At 65.0% G+C, this 20,491-nt stretch carries 19 protein-coding genes; 4 read left to right on the forward strand and 15 right to left on the reverse strand.

Annotated elements, in window-relative coordinates:
• Positions 1-71 precede the first annotated feature (71 nt).
• The 9 genes from BMY06_RS11705 to BMY06_RS11745 all read right to left on the reverse strand — a co-directional run bounded on the left by BMY06_RS11705 (position 72) and on the right by BMY06_RS11745 (position 10,325).
• Complete coding sequence (locus tag BMY06_RS11705) at positions 72-2,783, reverse strand: TonB-dependent receptor (protein WP_074983231.1); 2,712 nt, start codon at positions 2,781-2,783, stop codon at positions 72-74.
• Between the two features lie 363 nt (positions 2,784-3,146).
• Positions 3,147-3,722 carry a helix-turn-helix domain-containing protein gene (locus BMY06_RS11710; protein WP_065063901.1) on the reverse strand — a complete coding sequence of 192 codons (576 nt, stop codon included), beginning with the start codon at positions 3,720-3,722 and terminating at the stop codon, positions 3,147-3,149.
• A gap of 260 nt (positions 3,723-3,982) precedes the next feature.
• Complete coding sequence (locus BMY06_RS11715; RefSeq protein ID WP_074983383.1) at positions 3,983-5,194, reverse strand: tetratricopeptide repeat protein; 1,212 nt, start codon at positions 5,192-5,194, stop codon at positions 3,983-3,985.
• An 8-nt stretch (positions 5,195-5,202) separates the two neighbouring features.
• Positions 5,203-5,634 carry an ExbD/TolR family protein gene (locus BMY06_RS11720; protein ID WP_065063897.1) on the reverse strand — a complete coding sequence of 144 codons (432 nt, stop codon included), beginning with the start codon at positions 5,632-5,634 and terminating at the stop codon, positions 5,203-5,205.
• Positions 5,635-5,697: 63 nt separating this feature from the next.
• Positions 5,698-6,123, reverse strand: coding sequence for an ExbD/TolR family protein (locus tag BMY06_RS11725; protein ID WP_074983233.1), 426 nt, complete (start codon positions 6,121-6,123; stop codon positions 5,698-5,700).
• Between the two features lie 21 nt (positions 6,124-6,144).
• Complete coding sequence (locus BMY06_RS11730; protein WP_065063892.1) at positions 6,145-7,065, reverse strand: MotA/TolQ/ExbB proton channel family protein; 921 nt, start codon at positions 7,063-7,065, stop codon at positions 6,145-6,147.
• Positions 7,066-7,139: 74 nt separating this feature from the next.
• On the reverse strand, positions 7,140-7,847 hold the full coding sequence (locus BMY06_RS11735; RefSeq protein WP_065063890.1) for an energy transducer TonB: 708 nt from the start codon (positions 7,845-7,847) through the stop codon (positions 7,140-7,142).
• 751 nt (positions 7,848-8,598) lie between these two features.
• Positions 8,599-9,354: a DeoR/GlpR family DNA-binding transcription regulator gene (locus BMY06_RS11740; RefSeq protein ID WP_074983235.1), complete on the reverse strand. Its 756-nt coding sequence runs from the start codon at positions 9,352-9,354 to the stop codon at positions 8,599-8,601.
• A gap of 68 nt (positions 9,355-9,422) precedes the next feature.
• The gene (locus BMY06_RS11745) at positions 9,423-10,325 is read right to left on the reverse strand and encodes a LysR family transcriptional regulator (protein WP_065063886.1); all 903 of its coding nucleotides are present in this window, start codon (positions 10,323-10,325) and stop codon (positions 9,423-9,425) included.
• 130 nt (positions 10,326-10,455) lie between these two features.
• On the opposite strand from BMY06_RS11745, the gene BMY06_RS11750 reads away from it, so the two are divergent.
• A complete protein-coding gene (locus BMY06_RS11750; RefSeq protein WP_074983237.1) occupies positions 10,456-11,625 on the forward strand; it encodes an alkene reductase in 1,170 nt (389 codons plus the stop codon).
• Between the two features lie 34 nt (positions 11,626-11,659).
• Positions 11,660-12,328: a type 1 glutamine amidotransferase domain-containing protein gene (locus tag BMY06_RS11755; RefSeq protein ID WP_074983238.1), complete on the forward strand. Its 669-nt coding sequence runs from the start codon at positions 11,660-11,662 to the stop codon at positions 12,326-12,328.
• A 63-nt stretch (positions 12,329-12,391) separates the two neighbouring features.
• Here BMY06_RS11755 and BMY06_RS11760 read toward each other — a convergent pair whose 3' ends face one another.
• The gene (locus tag BMY06_RS11760) at positions 12,392-13,219 is read right to left on the reverse strand and encodes an SDR family oxidoreductase (protein WP_074983241.1); all 828 of its coding nucleotides are present in this window, start codon (positions 13,217-13,219) and stop codon (positions 12,392-12,394) included.
• A 98-nt stretch (positions 13,220-13,317) separates the two neighbouring features.
• On the opposite strand from BMY06_RS11760, the gene BMY06_RS11765 reads away from it, so the two are divergent.
• On the forward strand, positions 13,318-14,265 hold the full coding sequence (locus BMY06_RS11765; protein ID WP_074983243.1) for a LysR family transcriptional regulator: 948 nt from the start codon (positions 13,318-13,320) through the stop codon (positions 14,263-14,265).
• Positions 14,266-14,322: 57 nt separating this feature from the next.
• Here BMY06_RS11765 and BMY06_RS11770 read toward each other — a convergent pair whose 3' ends face one another.
• Genes BMY06_RS11770 through BMY06_RS11780 form a run of 3 tightly spaced genes read right to left on the reverse strand, consistent with a single transcriptional unit; the run spans position 14,323 to position 17,238 of the window.
• The gene (locus BMY06_RS11770; RefSeq protein WP_074983245.1) at positions 14,323-15,285 is read right to left on the reverse strand and encodes a cyclase family protein; all 963 of its coding nucleotides are present in this window, start codon (positions 15,283-15,285) and stop codon (positions 14,323-14,325) included.
• Between the two features lie 23 nt (positions 15,286-15,308).
• Positions 15,309-16,454 carry a glycerol dehydrogenase gene (locus BMY06_RS11775; protein WP_074983247.1) on the reverse strand — a complete coding sequence of 382 codons (1,146 nt, stop codon included), beginning with the start codon at positions 16,452-16,454 and terminating at the stop codon, positions 15,309-15,311.
• Between the two features lie 22 nt (positions 16,455-16,476).
• The gene (locus BMY06_RS11780) at positions 16,477-17,238 is read right to left on the reverse strand and encodes an SDR family oxidoreductase (protein WP_065063873.1); all 762 of its coding nucleotides are present in this window, start codon (positions 17,236-17,238) and stop codon (positions 16,477-16,479) included.
• 260 nt (positions 17,239-17,498) lie between these two features.
• Here BMY06_RS11780 and BMY06_RS11785 point away from each other — a divergent pair, with 260 nt between their 5' ends.
• Complete coding sequence (locus tag BMY06_RS11785; RefSeq protein ID WP_065063871.1) at positions 17,499-18,563, forward strand: LacI family DNA-binding transcriptional regulator; 1,065 nt, start codon at positions 17,499-17,501, stop codon at positions 18,561-18,563.
• A 33-nt stretch (positions 18,564-18,596) separates the two neighbouring features.
• Here the strand turns inward: BMY06_RS11785 and BMY06_RS11790 are convergent, their stop codons facing one another.
• Positions 18,597-19,139, reverse strand: coding sequence for a 2,4'-dihydroxyacetophenone dioxygenase family protein (locus BMY06_RS11790; RefSeq protein WP_065063869.1), 543 nt, complete (start codon positions 19,137-19,139; stop codon positions 18,597-18,599).
• 252 nt (positions 19,140-19,391) lie between these two features.
• Positions 19,392-20,228, reverse strand: a complete 837-nt coding sequence (locus BMY06_RS11795; RefSeq protein ID WP_065063867.1) for an alpha/beta fold hydrolase — start codon at positions 20,226-20,228, stop codon at positions 19,392-19,394.
• Positions 20,229-20,491 lie beyond the last annotated feature (263 nt).

Below are 20,491 nucleotides of genomic sequence, written 5' to 3' on the forward strand. Positions count from 1 at the left end.
CGCCGCGGCCTTGATGCGTCCTTCGTGAGGACAGGGCCGGTTGCCCGGCCCTTGCTGCTAGCCCACTGCGTTTAGAACTTGTACGTTGCGCCGATCTGCAGGTAACGGCCCACGTAGTTGTACAGCGACTGGTCGTAACCGGTCTGGTCGATCGAACCGAGCCAGAGCGGATCGTACGGCGGCGCCTTGTTGAAGATGTTGTTGATGCCGCCGTAGATGGTCCAGTGCTTGAAGCCCGAGTACGCGACGTTCAGGTTGAACTGGCTGTACGAGCCCGTCGAGTAGTTGTAGCCCAGCGCATCCGAATACGGGCCGACGTACTGCCAGTCGAGCGTCGCATTCCACTTGTGCCAGTTCCACGACAGATCCGTGGTGCCCTTCCAGCGCGGGAACGAGCCGCCGAACGGCTGTGCGAGCGTCGAGTCGTTGCCCGCGCCGTCGATCGTGCCCGTGCTGCCGCCGATGCCGTCCATCTTGAAGTGCCAGACGTAGGCCCAGTCCGCCGACAGCGTGAAGCGCCCGATCTGCGTGTTGATCGACTGGCTGAAGGTGGTTTCGAAGCCCGACGTGTCGAACGAACCGAGGTTCTGGTACGGCTCGACCATGTAGGCAATCGAGCCGTCCGAGTTGTAGACCGTCTTGCTCGGGTCGACCACCGCGCCGATCGCGTTATCCACGTGAATCTTGTAGAAGTCGAAGCCCACATCGGTGCCGCGGGCCGGCGAGAGCTGGAAGCCGATGTTGTAGTTCTTCGTGCGTTCCGGCTGCAGCTTCGTGTTGCCGGTCGTGACGACGGTTTCATCCGCGCCATTCGGACCGACCGGCGAGATGCCCGTGCTGGTCGAGTTGGTGTTCTCGACGAAGCTCGGCGCACGGAAGCCGCGGTTGTACGAACCGTACATCGTGAACTGCTGGATCGGCTGGAAGCGCAGCGCGAAGCGCGGCGAGAACGCGCCGCCGAAGTCGCTGTAATGGTCGTAGCGGCCCGACTGGCTGAAGGTCAGGATGTGCTGCCAGAGCGGCACGTCGACCTGGTAGTACACGGCCGCGACGTTACGCTCGCCGTCGACGGTCTGCAGCGCCGGGCTCAGCACCGAGCCGTCCATCGTGTTCGCGCCCTGGTTGATACGCTCGCTCTGGTGCGTGAACTGGCTGCCGAGGCCGAGACCCACGTCGCCGGTCGGGATGTGGAACAGGTTCGGCGTGGACAGCGTGGCGTCCACCACGTCGAGCTTCGACACCGCGATGTTGTTGGTGTCGGTGAACACGCCGTTCAGGCCGTTAGGCGTCGCCGACGGATTCGCGAAGTCGTAGGTGCCGTTCGCGAGCATGTTCTCCACGCCCGCCACGCTCAACTGACCCGTCGTGGTATTCGTGACCGTGCTCTGCGAGTGGCCGTACGACAACGCCCAATCCCAGTCTTCCTTCGAGACCGAGAAGTTGCCCTTGATACCCATCGCCGCGCGGTAGAAGTTCGCTTCGGTGGTATCGGAGACCGTGTTCGGCAGCCACGTGAAGATCGTCGCGTCGGTGCCGTACGGGTTGTACTTGTTGCTGGCCGGCACCACGGCCTGCCATGCGGAGAGCGTGCCGGTGGCCGGGTCGTAGACCGTCTTGTTGCCAAGGTACGACGTGAAGTCGTTGGTGACCGTCTTGATGTTGCTTTCCCAGAGGTCAGCCCAGGCCGTAGTGTTGTCGTTGACCTTGAAGTCCGCGTGAACCTTGGCGTTCCAGCGCTCGGTCCACGGATCGATCGAGCCCGATTCGGCCGTGTTGCGGCCGCACACCGTGCCGCCCGAGGCCGCTCCCGTGTTCGACGCGATGATGTTGCTGCCGTACGGCTGGACCACGCCGCCGCAGGGACCGACGGCTTCCGCGAGGCCCGAGGTCGGGTTCAGCCAGTACGACGGCGAGAGGACCGAGCCGCCGTAGCCCTTGTTGCTGAAGTCCTGGTTTTCGGTGGTGTCGCGGTCGGCGAGCGTGAAGCCATTCGACTTGTAGTAGCTCGCCGTGGCGGTCACGTTGAAGCGGTCGCTCGTGAGATTGCCGAAGCCGCCGAGAATGCCGAACTTGGTCGTGCCCGCGCCGCCTTGCGTGGCGCCGCCGTAGCTGCCGTCCAGTTGCAGGCCCTGGAAGTCGTGCTTCGTGATGATGTTCACGACGCCCGCGATAGCGTCCGAACCGTATTGCGACACGGCGCCGGTCTTGACCACTTCGATGCGGTCGACGGCGTTCAGGGGAATGGCGTTAAGGTCGAAGAAGGTGTCGGTGCCGTTCACGGCGAAGCCGTACGGCGCGACACGCTGACCGTCCACGAGCACGAGCGTGTACTTCTCGCTCAGGCCGCGCAGTGCGATACCGGCGCCGCCGGCCGCGAAGCTGTCGTCGTTCGACTCGCCCCAGCTGTTCGCGGAGTTCGCCGAGATCGTGCGCATGTAGTCCGAGACGCTCGTCGCGCCCGAATTCTGGATCTGCTGCGGCGTGATCGTCTGCACCGCCTGATAGCCGGTCTTGTCGGACTGGCGGATAAGCGAGCCGGTCACCTCGAACTTCTTGAGCTGCGCGACGTTGTCGCCGTTCGCCTTGGTCGTCGTCGACGACGAAGCCGAGGGCGCCGTCGACGCCGCAGCGTCGGACGCACCCGTGGCCGCCGCGGCGGCGGTCGCGCCGCTCGTGGCGGCAGGCTGGCTTTGTGCGAATGCCGGCGCCGCGATGGCCGCCGATAGTGCGACTTCAGCCCAGATTATCCTTTTGATGGCTAGCGCCAAAACCCTCTGTTTCACTTTTTCCCCTTCTCACTCGTCAGTCACGCCCACTTGCGTCACGCGGGGCGAGGTCTTGTGAACCTCGCCGTCGATTGACGACGCTGTCGCGTCGCGCCCATTGTGCGAATCGCCCCGGCGGCGCGGTTGCATCCGGCGTGGCGATTCACCCAAACCCCTTTTGAAATCGGACTGCTAACGGCTTTCAAAGCATGTGCGCCACGCAATCACAGCACTACGTCTTTCTTTGCGGACGCCTTCTGTCCCGCGCGGCAACCCCTGTTTATGCTTGCGCGCCGCGCGGGTGAAGTCTTCACATTACATTTGGACTACTAATATTTCTGTATTGCCGTGAAGCGCTTTTTTCTGTTGCAACGGCGTTTCTCAAATCAGCTTCGGCGTCCCCACCCAGACGAATACGCTTTCCGTATCCGAGGGATTGGCCCACGCGTGCGGCACCGCCGATTCGAAATGTGCGGTGTCGCCCGCGCGCAGCACGAACGTCGTATCTTCCAGCGTAAGCGACACTTCGCCGCTCATGACATACAGGAACTCTTCCGTTGCCTGCGCAACGACGTCGAAACGTTGTGCGCCGGCCGGCATCTTCACGAGCTGCGCGTCGAGCTTGCGGTCGCCGCCCGTCGACGTCAGCCGGCCATACTGATTCGCCGACCCGGTGAAACCAAAAAACTTCAGGCGCTCGGCGCGGCGCACGACCTGCTCTTCCGCCGGTGTTTCGATGAAGTACTGCAAGGTGACGCCCAGCGCCCGCGCGATGCCGATCAACGAGCGCAATGACGGCGTGGCGCGCCCGCGTTCCACCTGCGAGAGATAAGGCTTGGATATTCCCGCCAGCTCCGCGGTCTCCTGCAACGTGCGCCTGAGGCGCTGACGCAGGGCGCGAATGCGGCGGCCGGTGGTTGCTGCAACGTATGCCTTCTCGTCAAGTGGCGAAACCATAGCAAGACAAAATAACGCGTCAAAATTTGTTTGATTAGATCGAACCTCTTTTTATGGCGCGACACCTCCATCGGCTCGCCCCAAAAAACGAGCCGCTTTTTATTTCGAACGGTTTGAACGCACAACGAGAGAAACGTACTGCGTAAAACGCCTGCAATTGGTGCGGATCGCGCCCAATTACGGTGATGCAATTACATCGCCATAACGACGATATAACAACGAGATAACAGCGCGATTACCTCACCGCGCCGCTATCGCGATTACTTCGCCGCAATCAGCAACCAGAGCTGAGCGAGATCGGCTGAACCGTCCGTGCCCTTGACCGCCTTGAAAGCCGTCACCGCGCGCGCCTTCTGGCCCGCGAAGTAGTACGCCTCGCCAAGCCGCAGACGCGCCATATCCGGATGATCGACGCCCTTGGCGAGCGCCGCGTCCATCGCTGCGAAACCGGCCTGCTGCTGACCCGCGAACACCTGATTGAAGCCCAGATCGAACGGCGAAAGCGGATTCTGCGGATCGGCGGGCGCGCTCGCACGTTTAGCGGCGAGCGCCTGCAGCCGACGCTCGCGGTCCGCCTGCGCGTCGTGGCCGAGCACGCCGCTCGTGAAGCCCTGATCGACGACCTGCTTGCCTTCCGCCGTCGACCCGGCCATGATCGCGAGCTGCGTGAATTCCATGTAATCGTTCGCGCCCGACAGCGAACCGGCGGCGCGACGCAGCCGGTACACGTCGACATCGAGCGCGGAGAGATAACCGGGCTTCGCGCGGATGGCGTGAATCAGGTCGTCCCAGTAAGCGGGTTTCGGGTGATACGCCACGAGCTTTTCGAGCGCGCCGCGATAAGCCGCCTGATCGTTGGCCTTCTGCGCGACGGTGCCGAGCAGCTGCAACTGCGCTTCTTCGGGCGCGTGACCGGCGCGCACCTGCGCATCGACGCTCGAACGCAGCAGCGCGAGCGCGCCCGCGTTGTCGCCCGAGAGGTAATACGCCTCGATCAGCAGCGTCTGCATCTGCGGATCGGTGCCGCCCGCCTTCTGATAGCGCTGCGCGGTGCGGATCGCCTTCGCGTAATCCTTCTGCTGGAAATACAGCCCGGCGAGCGCGGCCGCCGTGCGCTGCTCGTCCTCGCCCTTCACCTGGCCGCCCGCGAGCAGCGTTTCGTACGCACGCTCGGCGGTGGCGTTGTCGCCCGCCGCCGCCGCTGCCGCGCCGCGCATCTCTTCGACCATCAAGGTCTCGTAGTCGGTGCGGTTGGGCACCGCGGCCGCCTGAGCGATCTTCGCGAGCGCCTCGCTGTAGCGGTGCGCGCGATAGAGCGTCTGCGCGTCGTTGAGCGGCTTCGCCACCTCGGGACGCAAGGTCGGCGCCGCCTGCGCGGCGTGCATCGCGAACGGCGCCGCGCCGAACACGCCGGCGCCGCCCAGCGCGGCGGCCAGCACGGCCTGTCTGAATCGTCGGGAAATACGCGCCACGTCGTTCCTCACTGCATGTACTGTTCGTTGCCGATCAGGCCGATCTTCGTCGCGCCTTCGCGCTGCGCCGCGGCCATCACGGCCGCCACGTCGCGATACGGCACGAGCCGGTTCGGCCGCACATGAATCTCCGGCTGATCGGGCTGCGCGGCCGCCTGCGCGAGCCGCGATTCGAGGTCCGCCTCGGTGGGCACGGGCTGGCCGTTCCACGTCGTGGTGCCGTCGAAGTCGATGTCGATCTGCACGATCTGCGGCTGCGTGGCGGGCGGCGGCGGATTGCCCACCGGCAGATTCATCTTGATCGAATGCATCTGGATCGGAATGGTGATGATCAGCATGATCAGCAGCACCAGCATCACGTCGATGAGCGGCGTGGTGTTGATGTCCACCATCACTTCCGGCTCGCCGCCGCCACCGCCCGACCCCACGTTCATACCCATGACTTTCCCCTGCTCAATGAAACCCCCGCCCTCAAACCGGCGGATGGAACCCGCTCATCGCGCTCAACCGCCGCGTGCGGGCGGCTCCGTGATGAACGACACCTTCGCGATACCCGCGCGCTCGCACGACGTGAGCACCCGGCCGATGAACTCGTAACGCGTGCCCTGATCGCCGCGCACGTGCACTTCCGGCTGCGGCGTCTGCTGCGAGGCCGTTTTCAGGCGTTCGAGCAGCGTGGGCGCGTCGACGAGCGACTCGTTCCAGAAGAAGTTGCCGTCGCGATTGATGGCGATCTCGACGCTCTTCGGCGTGGTCTGCAGCGGCTGCACCGTTTGCTTGGGCAACTGCACAGGCACGGTATGCGTCACCACCGGAATCGTGATCAGGAAGATGATCAGCAAGACCAGCATCACGTCGACGAGCGGCGTCGTATTGATGGCGGAGATGACTTCGTCGTCGCCGCCCTCCTGCCCCACGCTCATGGCCATGGCGTACCTCGTTCGACGGGATTATTCGGCCATCGCGACGGCGCGCGACGCGGCGCGCGCGCCACGCTTGCCGCCGGCGAGCAGGACTGCGTGCAACTGGGCGCCGAAGGCGCGCACGCGCTCCATCACGGCCTTGTTACGACGCACGAGGAAGTTGTAGCCGAGCACTGCCGGCACCGCGACCGCGAGGCCGATGGCCGTCATGATCAGCGCTTCGCCCACCGGACCCGCGACCTTGTCGATCGACGCCTGGCCCGCGATGCCGATGGCGGTCAGCGCGTGATAGATGCCCCAGACCGTGCCGAACAGGCCGACGAACGGCGCCGTGGAGCCGACCGTGCCGAGGAAGGCGAGGCCGTCCTGCAGGCGGTTCGAGACGTTGGTGATGGCGCGCTCGACCGAGACGTCGATCCACGTGTTGCGGTCGACCGCTTCGAGCAGCGCTTCGTCGTGATGCTCGCCCGCTTCGATGGCCGTTTCGGCGATGAAGCGGAACGGCGAGGTTTCTTCGAGCTGCTTCGCGCCGTCGGCGAGCGTGGGCGCGTTCCAGAGCTGGTCGTCGGCGACCTTCGCGCGGCGGTTCGCACGGGCTTGCTCGATGAACTTGGTGATCATGATGTACCAGCTGCCCATCGACATGATCACGAGCAGCAGCAGCACGAAGCGCGCGACGAAGTCGCCGTTCTTCCACAGCGCGCCGAGGCCATACGGGTTGCTCACGGTCTCGGACGTGGCGGGCGGCGGCGGCGGCTGGTCCGCTGCCGGGACCGGCGCGGGCGCCGTGGCGGCCGTGGCCGGCGCGCTTGCGGTTGCGCCGGCCGAAGCCGTGGCGCTCGTGTCGCTTGCTTGCGCATTGGCGAGCGTAGGTGCAACAAAGGTGTCGACCGTGGCTACGGCGAACAACATGCTGGCCGCCAGTGCGGCGAAAGAACGCTTCTTCATGCCTGCTCCAGTTCAATCGTTGAACTTGTGAATCGTGACTAATGAATCGCCACCCGAATGCTGCCGCCCGCGCCTCAGTTGAGGTTGAACGAGAACGGCACCTGCACGCGGACCGGCTGCCCCTGCGAAATGCAATTGAACTGCTTCACCGCGTTGAATGCCGCACGATCGAGGCTGTCGTCGTCGGCGGACTTCGCCACGCGCTCGTTCGTGATATGGCCTTGCGCGTCGACGACGAACTCGATCAGCACATCGCCCGTCACGTTGTTTTCCTGCGCTTCCTGCGGATACTTGATCGACGAACGGATCTGGTCCGAGTTCGGGCACACCACGCCCACCTCGTGGCTCACCGGCTTGGCCGGCGCCGTCACCGGAGCCGGCGGCGCGGGCGGCGCCGTCACGGGCGCGCTCTGCACCGGCGTGGCCGCGTGCGTGATGGTGGCCTGCGGCGGCGCCTGCACCGGCACCTCGGGCGGCGGCACGAACGGCGGCGGCGGCGGCGTGAACTTCGGCGGCGGCAGCTGCACGGTCGGCAGCGGCGGCGGAGGCGGCGGTTTCACCGGCTCGATGATCTTCGTTTCGATGGGATGCTGAATGACCTGCACGACCTTGGTCGCAAGACCGTTGATCAACGCGTAGATCAGCACGATGTGCAGCAACAGGACGATCGCGATGCCGCCAAAACGGCGCACCGGGTTCTGCTGCTTGCGGCCGAACTCGCGAGGCCGCGCGGGCCGTTGCAGCGCGGCGCCCGCCGATTGCAAACCGACTTCCCCTTTCATCACCACCTTCGCTCCCTCGGGCGTCTTGCGCCCACTTTCCGCTGTGCAGCAACGCCGGCGCCGATCCGGCGCGGGCGTTGCATCAAGTCAGGTGTTTCTTTCGCAGTCCGAATGGCATGCATGACATCGGGATCCGTTGTGGGAAACCCGATTCATGCGCTGGCACGGAAGCGGTCTGCGGCATCGCGTCATTTCCGGCGCTTCGACAGCATCCTCACGCATGGCGCGGTGACAAACGTGTGTCGAAGTTCAGTAACGCGTGTGGCGGACTGAACGATAGCAAGTAAAAAAAAGCTCAGTAAACTTTTTTGATGGGAGATTACCGAAATTAGAAAAATCATTCTAAATCGCCACAAATCCCGCCCGGAGCGCGTCCTGGATATTGACCCGCCTTAAATTTAAATGCAGGAAATGCGATATCTTACAAATAGCAGAATGAACATTTCTTTTGTATTTCAATTTAAGCAAAATGAATCAAACTGGTGCGATGGCTTTAAAACGCCACATATTGGTGCATTAAAAGGATTTCGGCGTGTAAAAGCGAAATATGTAAAGTATTTGTAATTAAATGCCCATTGCCGGTGTGAAACCGGTGATTTTCTCGCTTATTTCGCAACACGAAGGGTTATTCGACTGGCGTTGAATTCGCGCCAAATAATCAGGATGACTTTACGACGTTCGGCCGTCACTCCAATTTACTTCGGCATCCTGATAGAACGTTTCGAGCCCGTTTTCAGGCTCGAAACACACGTTACGCCTTCACCACCGTCAAGCCCGCCTTTTCGATCGGCTTCACGAGCCGCGCATCCGCGCCCGCGTCGACGATGAGCGTCTGCGCCAGATCGAGTTCGCCGATGCGATACGGCGACGCCGTGTTGAGCTTCGACGCGCACGCCAGCACGACCGTTTCCGCCGCGCGCTGCGCCAGCGCGCGCTTGACGTAGGCCTCTTCGAAGTCGCCGGTGCTCAGCCCCGCCTTCGCATGCACGCCCGTCACGCCCATGAAGTAGAGATCGGCGTGTATGTGCGACATGGCCTCGACGGCCGCCGCGCCCACTGCCACGAGCGAATGCTTGTAGAGCTTGCCGCCGATCAGCACGACGTCGATCGACGGATGCGCCGCCAGCGCCACGGCCACGCTCGGACTGTGCGTGACCACGGTCGCCTGCAGATCGGGCGCGAGGCACTGCACCAGCAGCGCCGACGTGGTCCCGCCATCGACGATCACGACCTGCCCCGGCTCGATCATCGCGGCGGCCTTGCGCGCGACGCGCTGCTTCGCGGCCACATCCATATCCTGACGCTGCGCGAGCGGCGCAACGGCCGGCGAAGCGGGCAACGCGCCGCCATGCACGCGCTGCAAGCGCCCTTCGGCGGCCAGTTCGCGCAGGTCGCGCCGCACCGTGTCCTCGGACACGCCGAACTCCACGCTCAGCGCGCCCGCCAGCACCTGGCCGTCGCGTTCGAGTGCGTCGAGAATCGCTTTCTTGCGTTGACTCGTCAGCATGATTTGCACGAATTTTCTTGTAATTTCACGAACGTGCACGGTAGCACGCGGTGCTTCACGTCTGCAACTCAAGCTTCCAGTCTGGGACTCAGCGTCTCCACGAGGAAGTCGATGAACACGCGCACGCGCGCCGTCATATGACGCTGATTGCTGAAGATCACGTGGATGTCCTCGATGTCGCCCGGGTTGTAGTCGGGCAGCAGTTCGACGAGGCGTCCCGACGCGAGATCGTCCTTGATATGAAAGAGGCCCAGACGGCTGATGCCGAGTCCCTCCAGCGTCATCTGGCGCATCGTCGCGCCGTTGTTCGTGAGGATGTCGCCGCGCACGGGAAAGTGAAACACGCGCCCGTCGATGCGAAACGGCCATTCGTCCATCGCGCGGCGAAAGTTGAAGTTGAAACAGCGATGGCCCGCGAGATCTTCGGGCGCTTGCGGCACGCCGTGCGCTTCGAGATAACGCGGCGCGGCCACCACCGCGCGTCCCGTCGACCCGAGCTTGCGCGCATGAAAATTCGCATCCGACAACGGCCCCGTGCGCACGGCCACGTCGACGCGTTCGCGCTGCAGATCCACCACTGCGTCCGTCAACGAGAGATCGACGCGAATGCCGGGATAGCGCGCGGTAAACAGCGGCATCAGCGGCACGATGTAATGCGTGCCCATCGGAATCGACACGTTGATGCGCAGCGCGCCGTGCGGCGCCGTGATGCCCTCGGCGATGCCGTGCTCGGCTTCGTCGATGTCGTCGAGAATGCGCACGCAGCTGTCGTAGAACAGCCGCCCTTCGTTGGTCACCGCGAGATGCCGCGTGGAGCGCTGAAACAGCAGCACGCCGAGCCGTTCTTCGAGGCGGCTGATCACCTTGCTGACCGCCGAAGGCGTGAGCTCCAGCGTCTTGCCCGCCGCCGAAAAACTGCCGGTTTCGACCACGCGCGTGAACACCCGCATTTCGCCGCTTCGACTGTCCATGTGAACGTTTGATTCCAGAATTTAGTTCACAAATGATATTCCATTGCACCAGCTAGGAAAAGGAATCCACGGCGCTCACAATGGTTGTTTCGAAGACGCGCGCACGCCGCAGCCAAGGACAGCCAGCACCATGACGACACTTTTCGATGCCTACGATCTCGCGGGCCGCCCGCTCCGCAACCGCGTGGTGATGGCGCCGATGACGCGCGCCCGCGCGCCCGGCAACGTGCCCAACGCCGCCACCGTGCGCTACTACGCGCAGCGCGCGAGCGCGGGCCTGATCGTCACGGAAGGCACGCCGATCAGCCCCGAAGGCAATGGTTTCGTCGATTGCCCCGGCATCTGGAACGACACGCAGGTGGCTGCGTGGCGCGACGTGACCGATGCGGTGCACGACCTCGGCGGCACGATCTTCACGCAGATCTGGCACGTGGGCCGCATGAGCCACGTCTCGCTGCAACCGGGCGGCGCGGCGCCGGTCAGCTCGACCACCGCGCAGGCCGCGAAGAGTTCCGCGTTCGGTTACGACGAGCACGGCCAGCCCGCCTTCGTAACCGCGAGCAAGCCGCACGCGCTCTCGCTCGACGAAATCGCGCGCGTGATCGAGGACTTCGCGAACGCCGCGCAGAACGCCGTGGACGCCGGTTTCGACGGCGTCGAAATTCACGGCGCGAACGGCTATCTGGTCGAGCAGTTCATCAACGGCGCGGTCAACGACCGCACGGACGCCTACGGCGGCGACACGGTGGAAAACCGCGCGCGCTTCGCGCTCGCCGTGGTGGACGCGTGCATTGCGCGCATCGGGCGCGAGCGCGTCGGCATCCGGCTCTCGCCGTTTGGCCGACTGCACGAACTCGGCGACTTCGACGGCGAAGCGGACACCTTCCTCTATCTCGCCCGCGAACTCGGCGCGCGCGGCATCGCCTACGTGCACATCATGGATCAGGCCAGCCGCGGCGCACCCGCCATGCCCGCCGGCTTTCTCGAACGCTTCCGCGCCGCGTACCGCAGCGAAACGCGCGGCACAAGCGGCGCCACGCTGATCCTCGCGGGCGGCCTCGATTTCCAGAAGGCCAGCGCGCTGCTTGCCAGCGGCACGATCGACCTCGCCGCGTTCGGCGCGCCGTATATCGCGAATCCGGATCTGGTCGAGCGCTTCCGCCACGGCTGGGCCATCGCGAAGGTCGATGCAAGCACCTACTACGGCGGCGACGCGCACGGCTACACCGACTATCCGCATTACACGGGCGACGCCGCACACGACAGCGTCAACGAAGCCGCGCACGACGTCACGGCCTGATTTTCCCCACACTCACATTCTTTAGAGCATCGACATGAAACCGGTTCTTATCGTCATGACCAGCCACGGCAGCAAGGGCGAAGGTGGAGATCCCACGGGCTTTTATCTGTCGGAAGTGACGCATCCGCTCGCCGTGCTCGAAGCCGCCGGGATTCCGGTCGAATTCGCCTCGATCCAGGGCGGCGAGCCGCCCGTCGACGGCCTCGATCTCGACGATCCCGTGAACGCGCGCTACTGGAACGACGCCCGTTTTCGCGCCGCGATCGCGCAGTCGAAAGCGCTCGCCGATGTCGACCCGAGCACGCTTTCCGCGATCTTTTTCGCGGGCGGCCACGGCGCGATGTGGGACTTCCCGACCAGCGCGGCCGTCAACGATAAAACGCGCGCCGTGTGGGAAGCGGGCGGCGTGGTGGGCGCGGTCTGCCACGGTCCCGCCGCGCTGGTCAACGTGACGCTCAGCGACGGCCGCTATCTCGTCGCGGGCCGCAAGGTCGCCGCGTTCACCGATGCCGAGGAAGAAGCCGTCGGCCTCACGCAGGTCGTGCCGTTCCTGCTCTCCAGCACGCTCGCGCAGCGCGGCGCGCAGATGCAGCCGGGCGCGGAATGGACGCGCACGGTGGCCGTCGACGGCAAGCTCGTGACCGGCCAGAATCCGCAATCGGCGACCGGCGTGGGCGAAGCGATCCGCGATCTGCTCAAGTAAGCGGGCGCCTCCACGCGCAAGCGTATCAACGTGAAATGAACGGCGAGCGCCAACGCTCGCCGTTCACGCTTTCTCCATCACCGATAGCGCGATCTCCTTCTGCGCTTCCAGCGCTTCGAGCTGCCGGATCAGCGACGCGCGAATCGATTCGTACGCCGAGCGCCCGAGCGCGAGACGCAAAAGCGGCGACGCGCTGTCGATCGTCGCGATCATGGCGTCGACGGTCTTCGCCGCATCGGCGAATTCGAAATAACCCGCGTCGAGCGCGCGGCGAATCTCGCCCACCGGCGTGGCATCGTAGACGCGCATCGGCTGCGTGCGATCGAGGCCCGCGCCGAAATTCGTGCGCGTCGCGCCCGGCTCCACGATCACGAAGTCGATACCGAACGGCGCCACTTCCTGCGCGACCGCTTCGACGAAACCCTCGATGCCCCACTTGGTCGCGTGATACGCGCTGAACGCCGGATAGGCAATGCGACCGCCCTCCGACGACACCTGCACGATGCGCCCGCCGCCCTGCTCGCGCAGACGCGGGACGGCCGCGCGAATCAACTGCATCGAGCCGGTCAGATTGGTCGCGATCTGCTGCTCGATGCGTGCATCGTCGAGTTCCTCCGCCGCGCCGAACAGGCCGTAACCCGCGTTGCTCACCACGACGTCGATGCGCGGCAGCGCCGCGAACGCGTGCGCCACGGCGGTGCGCAGCGTGTCGAGTCGCGTCAGATCGAGTTCGACGACGTGCAGACGCTCACCATATCGCTCGCGCAGATCGTCGAGTGCGCCGGGCTTGCGCAGCGTCGCGACCACGGCGTCGCCGCGCGCCAGCAGACGCTCCGTCATGCCCCGCCCAAGGCCGCTCGACGCGCCGGTAATCAGCCAGTTCTTCGTCATGTTGCGCTCCGTCGATGAATGTTGGCTTCATGCTAGAGCGGTATGATTCGTCGCAGAAGCCCCGCCAATCGGCATCTCGTGTTGAGGAAAATTCACCAATGCGCAAGTCCACCAGCAAAGCGACCAGCAAACCGCCGGGCAAGCCGACGCTCGCCGATCTCCAGGCGTTCATGACGGTCGCCGCGCGGCGCAGTTTCGTGCAGGCGGCGGGCGAACTCGGTGTGTCGCGCTCGGCGCTGAGCCACGCGATGCGCGGGCTCGAAAACACGCTGTCCGTGCGATTGCTGCACCGGACCACGCGCAGCGTCTCGCTGACCGAAGCGGGCGAGCGGCTGCTCGGCCGCCTGCGACCCGTGCTCAGCGAACTCGATCACGCGCTCGACGACGTGGCGCGCGACGACGAGGCGCTGCGCGGCTCGCTGCGCATCAACGGCAGCGACGGCGCGATCCGCCATCTGCTGCAAACCGTCGTGCCGCGCTTTCTCGCGCAGTATCCGCAGATGGAGCTGGATCTGGTGTCCGAGGGCCGTTTCGTCGATATCGTCGCGGAGGGTTTCGATGCGGGCGTGCGGCTCGGCGAGGCCGTGCACAAGGACATGATCGCCGTGCGCATCAGCGACGATCTGCGCTTTCTCGCCGTGGCCTCGCCGCGCTATCTGCGCAAGCATGGGCGTCCGGCGCTGCCCGGCGATTTGCAGGCGCATCGCTGCATCCGCCAGCGGCTGCCGGGCGGGCGGCGTTATCGCTGGGAATTCGCGCGACATGGCGAGGCGGTCGCGATCGATCCGCCCGGCGCGCTCACGCTCGACAGCAACACGCTCATGGTGGAAGCCGCGCTCGACGGGCTCGGCATCGCTTACGTGCCGGAGCCTTACGCGCGCGACGCGCTGGCGCGCAAGCGGCTCGTGGCCGTGCTCGAAGACTGGTGTCCGGCGATACCTGGGTTGTTTCTGTACTTTCCGGGCAACCGGCATATTCCCGCGGGGTTGCGGGCGTTGATCGAGGTGGTGCGAGCGGAGCGGGAAGAAAGCGGCGCAGCACCATGAACGGCATCGCGCGGCCCGTGCAGGCCGCGCAAACACACGCAACGCAAGAACGCGCGCCTACTTGATCACGATCGGATTAACCGGCGCGCCCGTGCCGCCCACGACCTTCAGCGGCGCCGCCGTGTACAGGAACGCGTACTGGCCGTCCTGCGCGCAATCGTCGGCGAGCGCGTCGAGTTGCGCGATCTCGGTCAGCGCGATGCCCAGATTGCGCATCAGCGCATTGTGCAGCGGCAGATCGACGCCCGAGACCGGATCGGTCGTCACTTCGTTCGCGATCGTGTCGGTCACGAGGTTCGGAATCTCCATGTCCTGAAACCACTGCACGAGTTCCGGGCTATAAGTCAGGCCCGGCTCCTTGAAATTCGCGTAGAACTCCGCGCGGTCGCGCTTGTAGAACGAGCCGATCCAGCCGGTGCGGATCACGAGAATATCGCGCTTCTCGATCGTCACGCCCTGCGCTTGCGCCGCGTCGAGCAGATCGCGATGCGTGAAAGTCTCACCCGGATCGAGCACGTCCTTGCCGCGATGGCGCGCGATGTCGATCAGCACGCCGCGCCCCACCACCCCGCGCTCGCCAATCGGGCAGACGCTCGCTTTAGCGAGGCCGCCGATCGTCGTATCCGCGTCGTAGCCGTTCCAGATCTGATCGTCGTACCAGACGTGCCCGAGCGCGTCGTACTGCGTGGAGCCTTGCAGATACATGAACATCACGTCGTCGGCGTATTGATAGGAGCCCGGGAAAACCGGCCCCTTGCCGCAGTTGTAGTGGCCGCGATCCATCACGCTCATCCGCTTCGCGCCCTGGCGGCCCGGCCAGACCGGATCGCCGTCCGGGTCGCCCATGCGCACCTGCAGCGTGAAGGTCTTGCCCTGACGCACCGTGGCGATGCCCTTCAGGATCTGCGCGGCGGTCAGGTAGTTCAGCGAGCCGACCTCGTCCTCGGGGCCCCATTTGCCCCAGTTTTTCGGCGAATTCGCGAGCAGTTCGCTCACATGCGGTACGTTTCTGACTTCCATCGATGTCTCCTTCCGTGTGAGTGTCATACGAGGCCGGGCGCGTCGACCGGCGCAATCGTGGTGGCGGCGCGTCGCCGCAGCGCCGCTTCGCCTCGCCGGTCCGCGTCGTGCAGCGCGCGCGCAAGGCGCCCGGCCGTCAGCGGCGGCGTCATGTGGCGGCTGTACGCGGCGGCCAGCGTGGCGTCGACAATCGTGTCCCGCTCGGCCTGCGTGAGCGCATCGCGCTGGCCCAACTCGCGCAGCGTCACGGGCAGCGCCACCGCCACAAGCAATTCGATCAATGCTTCGATATCCTGATCGTTTTGTCCTTCGGCTTCCATCTGCACGAGCGTGCCGAACGCGACCAGCTCGCCATGCAGCATCGACGAAATCGACGGGATCGCCGTGAGCCCGCGAATCAGCGCATGGGCGAGCGACAAGCCGCCGCTTTCGAATCCGACGCCGCTCAGCAGCACGGTCGCTTCGACGACGCGTTCGACCGTCGCGTCGAGCCGTCCCGCGGCGACGGCCGCGCAGGCCGCACGGCCATCGCTCATCAGCACGTCGTACACCATGTTCGTAAGGCGCAGCGCGGTATCGAGCGGCGGCGTGCCGAACGAGTTATGGCCGCCCGACGCACAGCATTGCGCCGCCTCGAACCGCTTGCTGATCGCGTCGCCGATGCCCGCCGCGAAAAAACGCACGGGCGCGCGCACGATCACGTCGGTATCGACCAGCACGAGCACGGGATTGCGGCTCAGATAGTCCACGCCGACCACGCGATGATCGTCGTCGTAGAGCACGATCAGGCGGCTCGTCGGGGCATCGTTCGAGGCGATCGTCGGGCAGACGGCAACCTGCGCGCCGAGCGCCATCGCCACGCCTTTCGCGCAGTCGATCGCTTTGCCGCCGCCCAGCCCGACGACGACGTCCGGCACGAACGCACGCACGCGGTTCGCGAGATCCGCAATCGCGCCTTTCGTGCATTCGCCCGGAAACATCGCGCGATGCGCGTCGAGTCCGGCGCGACGCAGCGAGGCGTCGACGCGCGGCCACAGCGACTCGCCGACGGCCGTATCGCACAGCACCACGGCGCGCGCGAAGCCCGCATGCGCAAGCTGCTCGCCGAGCGCATCGAGCGCGCCCGGGCCCTGGGTGTACTGGCCGGGGAAACCGATGGTTCTCAACATGGTGCGCTCCCTGGACAGGCCATCAGGTCATCAACCAGCCGCCCGCGACGTCGATCACCTGGCCGGTGACGAAGCTCGCGTCCGCCGAGGTCAGAAACGCGCTCACCGACGCCACCTCGTCGGGCGTGCCGAGGCGGCGCAACGGCGTCGCCTCGACCACCGCCGCATTCGCATCGCCGGAAACCGTGCGCAGCAGCGGCGTGTCGATGCGCCCGGGCGCGAGCGCGTTCACGGTGATGCCGTGCGGCCCCAGCTCGCCCGCCAGATGGCGCGTCAAGGCGATCAGCGCGCCCTTGGTGGCGCTGTAATGCGCGCCGACGATATCGAGGTACGCCCGGCCCGCCACCGACGACATGGTCACGATGCGTCCAAATCCGCGCGCGACCATCGCGGGCGACGCGACGCGGCTGAAATGAAATGCGCTGTTCAGGTTCACGTCGACGACGCGCGCCCATTCCGTTTCGCTCATTTCGTAGATGCGTCTGGGCGCGCCGTTGTGCTTCGGCGAAATGCCGGCGTTGAGCACCAGCGTGTCGACGTCGCCGAGTTCGGCGGACACTTCGGCCAGTGCGCGCGCGCAGTCGTCGTAGCGGCCGACGTCGGCGGCGGCGAAATGCACGCGGCCGCCGGCACGCGTCCATCCGGCGGCCCGGTCGCGGCCCGCAGCCGCGTCGAGATCGACGATCCCGACGCGCGCGCCTTCCGCCAGATAGCGCTCGACGATCGCCGAACCGATGCCGCCCAGCGCGCCCGTGACCAGCACTACGCGATCCTGATGTCTCATGCGTCTCCTCCATTCGTCCGGCCGCGCCGGCTTCGCGGCCCACGCGGCATGTATTTCAAGTCGAATATGAATCGCTTCATTTTTTGTTCGTATGAATTGAATCGCCTCGTTTCTCCTGCGCGATTATTCGCACATTGCTCGATCAATCCATATTTGAAGCGCTTCAATTATTGAGTCCGGTTTGAGGTTTGTCAACACGAACGTTTACCCGTAAGGCACAATAGTGAACGACTGTTTCCTTGCTGGCGCCGCCGAACTCCATGACGAAATCCGATCCGCCCCGCCCGACCCTCGAAGACGTCGCGAAACTTGCCGGCGTGTCGCTGGGAAGTGCGTCGCGTGCGCTCTCCGTCCCCGACCAGGTCAAGCCCAAGACGCTCGCCCTGGTGAAGCGCGCGGTCGAGCAGCTCGGCTATGTGAGCAACGGCGCGGCGCGCGCGCTCGCGTCGCGCAAGACGCACACGATCGGCGCGATCTATCCCACGATGTACAACCCGGCGTTCGTCGACTCGCTGCAAACGCTTCAGCAAACGCTCTGGGGCCTCAATTACCAGGTCGTGCTCGCGATCCACGAATACAAGCCGGAGCGCGAATACGACGTGGTGCGCGCGGTGGTCGAACGCGGCGTCGACGGCGTCGTGCTGGTCGGCACCTCGCATGAAGACCGCGTGTTCGACCTCATGCGCCAGCGCCGCATCCCGCTCGTGCTGACCTGGCAGATCGGCGAATCGCGTTACGGCGAGTGCATCGGTTTCGACAACCGGCAAGCCACCTACGACATGACGCGCGAAGTGCTCGCGCGCGGCCACGAGCGCATCGCCGTGGTGTGCGGCACGCGCGCGAACAATCCGCGCGCGGTGCAACGCGTGGCCGGAACGGCCGACGCCATGCGCGAGGCGGGCTTCGAACTCACGGAAGACTGCGTGATCGAGGAACCGTTCTCGCTCGAAGGCGGCCGCGACGCGGTGCGCCGCCTCGCCGCCATGGCGCAGCGGCCCACGGCGCTCATCTGCCATACCGACCTGCAAGCCATCGGCGCGATGTACGAATGCGGCGTGCTCGGCCTGCGTGTGCCGGAAGATCTCTCGATCACCGGCATGGACGACATCGAACTCGCCGCGCTCATGAATCCGCCGCTCACCACCATCCGCGTGCCCACCAAGGAAATCGGCGTACTCGCGGCGCGCCGTATCGTCGGCATGGCCGAGCAGCGCAAATTCGACGATCCGGCTACCGTTGCCTGCGAAATCGTGCTGCGCGAAAGCCTCGGGAAGGCACCGGCGCGTCCGGCGCCGTCACGCAAGCGCGCGGCGCGAAAGGCCTGAACCCGCGCGCCGCAACCGGCGCACACCCGCCGATCAGCGGATGAACTGCTTCACATAGTCGGCGCCGAGGCCCGACGCTTCGTAGTGGCGCGTCGCGGCCTCGATCTTCGTGAACACATCCTCGTAACCCACGGCCACGCCCTGCGGGTCCACGTAGGTGTAGCCGCCCGTCACGTGGAACCACGTGATCATCTCGTCGACACCTTCCGGCACGTACAGCGTGTGCGTCTCGCCGGCCGGCTCGTGCGCGTACGAACCCTGCTCCGCGATCCAGTCGTGTTCGAGGTAGTACCAGCGCCCCTTCAGCACGATCGCGTGAACCGGGCCGGTATGCCGGTGCCGCGACAACACCCCCGATTGCCGCACGCGCAGCAGATTCACGTAATAGCCCTGGCTCGCGCTGAGCAGCAGCGGCTTGAACGAGACCGTCGCCGTGGTGGGCACCCACAGCGCGTCGTCCTTCAACCACTGATCGAGCACGCCAAGGTGCACGAGGTCCGGCGACATGAACGGAACCTGCGGCAGCGCATACGGAATGGCCTGCTCGTCGGGCCGGCGTTCGAGTAGTGACGACATAAAGACTCCAGAATTAACGGGTAAATCGCAAGAGAGTGAATATGAAGCGCTTCATATTTAACCTAACCCAATCCGCATGATGCGAAAAGAACTCGGTGAAGTTTATTTGAAGCGCTTCATATTTGCAACGAAAAATCGGCGGCGTGATGACGGCCTGAATCGGCTGCCGCCTCGCCGTCGGCCGTGCGGCCCGCGCACGAGCATCGCGAGCGCGCTGCGAACGACGGCGCTGCACCGCGCCGACCCGCGCCTTCAGACGCGCGGCGTCGTGAAGAAGTCGACGATCGCGGGCAGCACCACGTCCGGCGCTTCGAGCGTCGGGCTGTGGCCGATCTTCGCGAGACGCATCAGGCGCGAATTCGGCAACTCGCGCTTCATCTCGTCCGACCAGGCGGGCGGACGCGGCATGTCTTCTTCGCCATTGATGATCAGCACCGGAATGCGGATCGACGCCAGCAGCGGCACCGAAGTCTCGCGATGCATGACGCCCTTCATCGCCGGGCGCAGCGTCTTCGGCAGCGCGGCAATGCGTTCGCGCCAGAAGCCCACGAGCGCCTGCTTGTCGGGATTCGCGCGCGTGGTCTTGCCGAACATCACGGCCATCGTCAGTTCGAGCACATCGCCGGTGAATCCGCGCTCGCCCGCGTCGACCACCCACTGTGCGAATTGCGCACCCTGCCCCGGCGGCTCGCCGCACGCGGACGAACCCGCGACGATCAGCGAACGAAACAGCGCCTGGTCGCGCGCGATGAGGCGGAATGCGACGTCGCCGCCCATCGACTGCGCCATGACGTTGATGTCGCGCAGCGCCATCCGGTCGATCAGCGCGGCGATATCGTCCGCGCACTCGTCCATCGTGATGATGTCGACATCGTGATACCGGCTCTTGCCTTGACCGCGAAAATCCGGGCGAACCACGCGGAATTTGCCCGCGGCCGCTTCGACCAGGCCGTCGAACATCGAGTTGTCGAGAAAGCACGAATGCAGACAGAGAATCACCGGCAAATCCTGCTCGCCCGTGTCTTCCACCCAAAGCTCCGTGCCGTTGACCGCATACGCGCGGCCTTGCGTTGTCTCTGCTTGCGCCATGTGACGCTCCTCCAGGGAATAAGTTGCCGGGATCGGCATCCGTCTTGCCGCCCGGTCGGTTATGAAACGCTACAAATTCGTCTGACGCTGCGCCGCGTGGGCGACCCCGATTCGTCATCACGGCTACTTATCGGATAAATTTGAAGCGCTTTCAGAATTGCGCATCCGGTTCGAGATGTCAAGAAATACCCATCAATTTCGCGCCATTTCCAACGCACAGGGAAAACCCTCTATACCAATTGCATTTTTCCAGGATCACAATT

Origin of the sequence: Paraburkholderia tropica (genome assembly GCF_900109265.1) — a bacterium.
Classification (GTDB): Bacteria; Pseudomonadota; Gammaproteobacteria; order Burkholderiales; family Burkholderiaceae; genus Paraburkholderia; species Paraburkholderia tropica.

Bases quoted from the DNA above. Each gene is read 5' to 3' on its own strand.
- BMY06_RS11785 (WP_065063871.1), top strand. From the start codon at position 17,499: ATGACGAAATCCGATCCGCCCCGCCCGACCCTCGAAGACGTCGCGAAA.
- BMY06_RS11760 (WP_074983241.1), bottom strand. From the start codon at position 13,219: ATGACGAAGAACTGGCTGATTACCGGCGCGTCGAGCGGCCTTGGGCGG.
- BMY06_RS11765 (WP_074983243.1), top strand. From the start codon at position 13,318: ATGCGCAAGTCCACCAGCAAAGCGACCAGCAAACCGCCGGGCAAGCCG.
- BMY06_RS11750 (WP_074983237.1), top strand. From the start codon at position 10,456: ATGACGACACTTTTCGATGCCTACGATCTCGCGGGCCGCCCGCTCCGC.
- BMY06_RS11745 (WP_065063886.1), bottom strand. From the start codon at position 10,325: ATGGACAGTCGAAGCGGCGAAATGCGGGTGTTCACGCGCGTGGTCGAA.
- BMY06_RS11775 (WP_074983247.1), bottom strand. From the start codon at position 16,454: ATGTTGAGAACCATCGGTTTCCCCGGCCAGTACACCCAGGGCCCGGGC.
- BMY06_RS11725 (WP_074983233.1), bottom strand. From the start codon at position 6,123: ATGGCCATGAGCGTGGGGCAGGAGGGCGGCGACGACGAAGTCATCTCC.
- BMY06_RS11795 (WP_065063867.1), bottom strand. From the start codon at position 20,228: ATGGCGCAAGCAGAGACAACGCAAGGCCGCGCGTATGCGGTCAACGGC.
- BMY06_RS11780 (WP_065063873.1), bottom strand. From the start codon at position 17,238: ATGAGACATCAGGATCGCGTAGTGCTGGTCACGGGCGCGCTGGGCGGC.
- BMY06_RS11710 (WP_065063901.1), bottom strand. From the start codon at position 3,722: ATGGTTTCGCCACTTGACGAGAAGGCATACGTTGCAGCAACCACCGGC.
- BMY06_RS11730 (WP_065063892.1), bottom strand. From the start codon at position 7,065: ATGAAGAAGCGTTCTTTCGCCGCACTGGCGGCCAGCATGTTGTTCGCC.
- BMY06_RS11735 (WP_065063890.1), bottom strand. From the start codon at position 7,847: ATGAAAGGGGAAGTCGGTTTGCAATCGGCGGGCGCCGCGCTGCAACGG.
- BMY06_RS11720 (WP_065063897.1), bottom strand. From the start codon at position 5,634: ATGGGTATGAACGTGGGGTCGGGCGGTGGCGGCGGCGAGCCGGAAGTG.
- BMY06_RS11740 (WP_074983235.1), bottom strand. From the start codon at position 9,354: ATGCTGACGAGTCAACGCAAGAAAGCGATTCTCGACGCACTCGAACGC.
- BMY06_RS11755 (WP_074983238.1), top strand. From the start codon at position 11,660: ATGAAACCGGTTCTTATCGTCATGACCAGCCACGGCAGCAAGGGCGAA.
- BMY06_RS11770 (WP_074983245.1), bottom strand. From the start codon at position 15,285: ATGGAAGTCAGAAACGTACCGCATGTGAGCGAACTGCTCGCGAATTCG.
- BMY06_RS11790 (WP_065063869.1), bottom strand. From the start codon at position 19,139: ATGTCGTCACTACTCGAACGCCGGCCCGACGAGCAGGCCATTCCGTAT.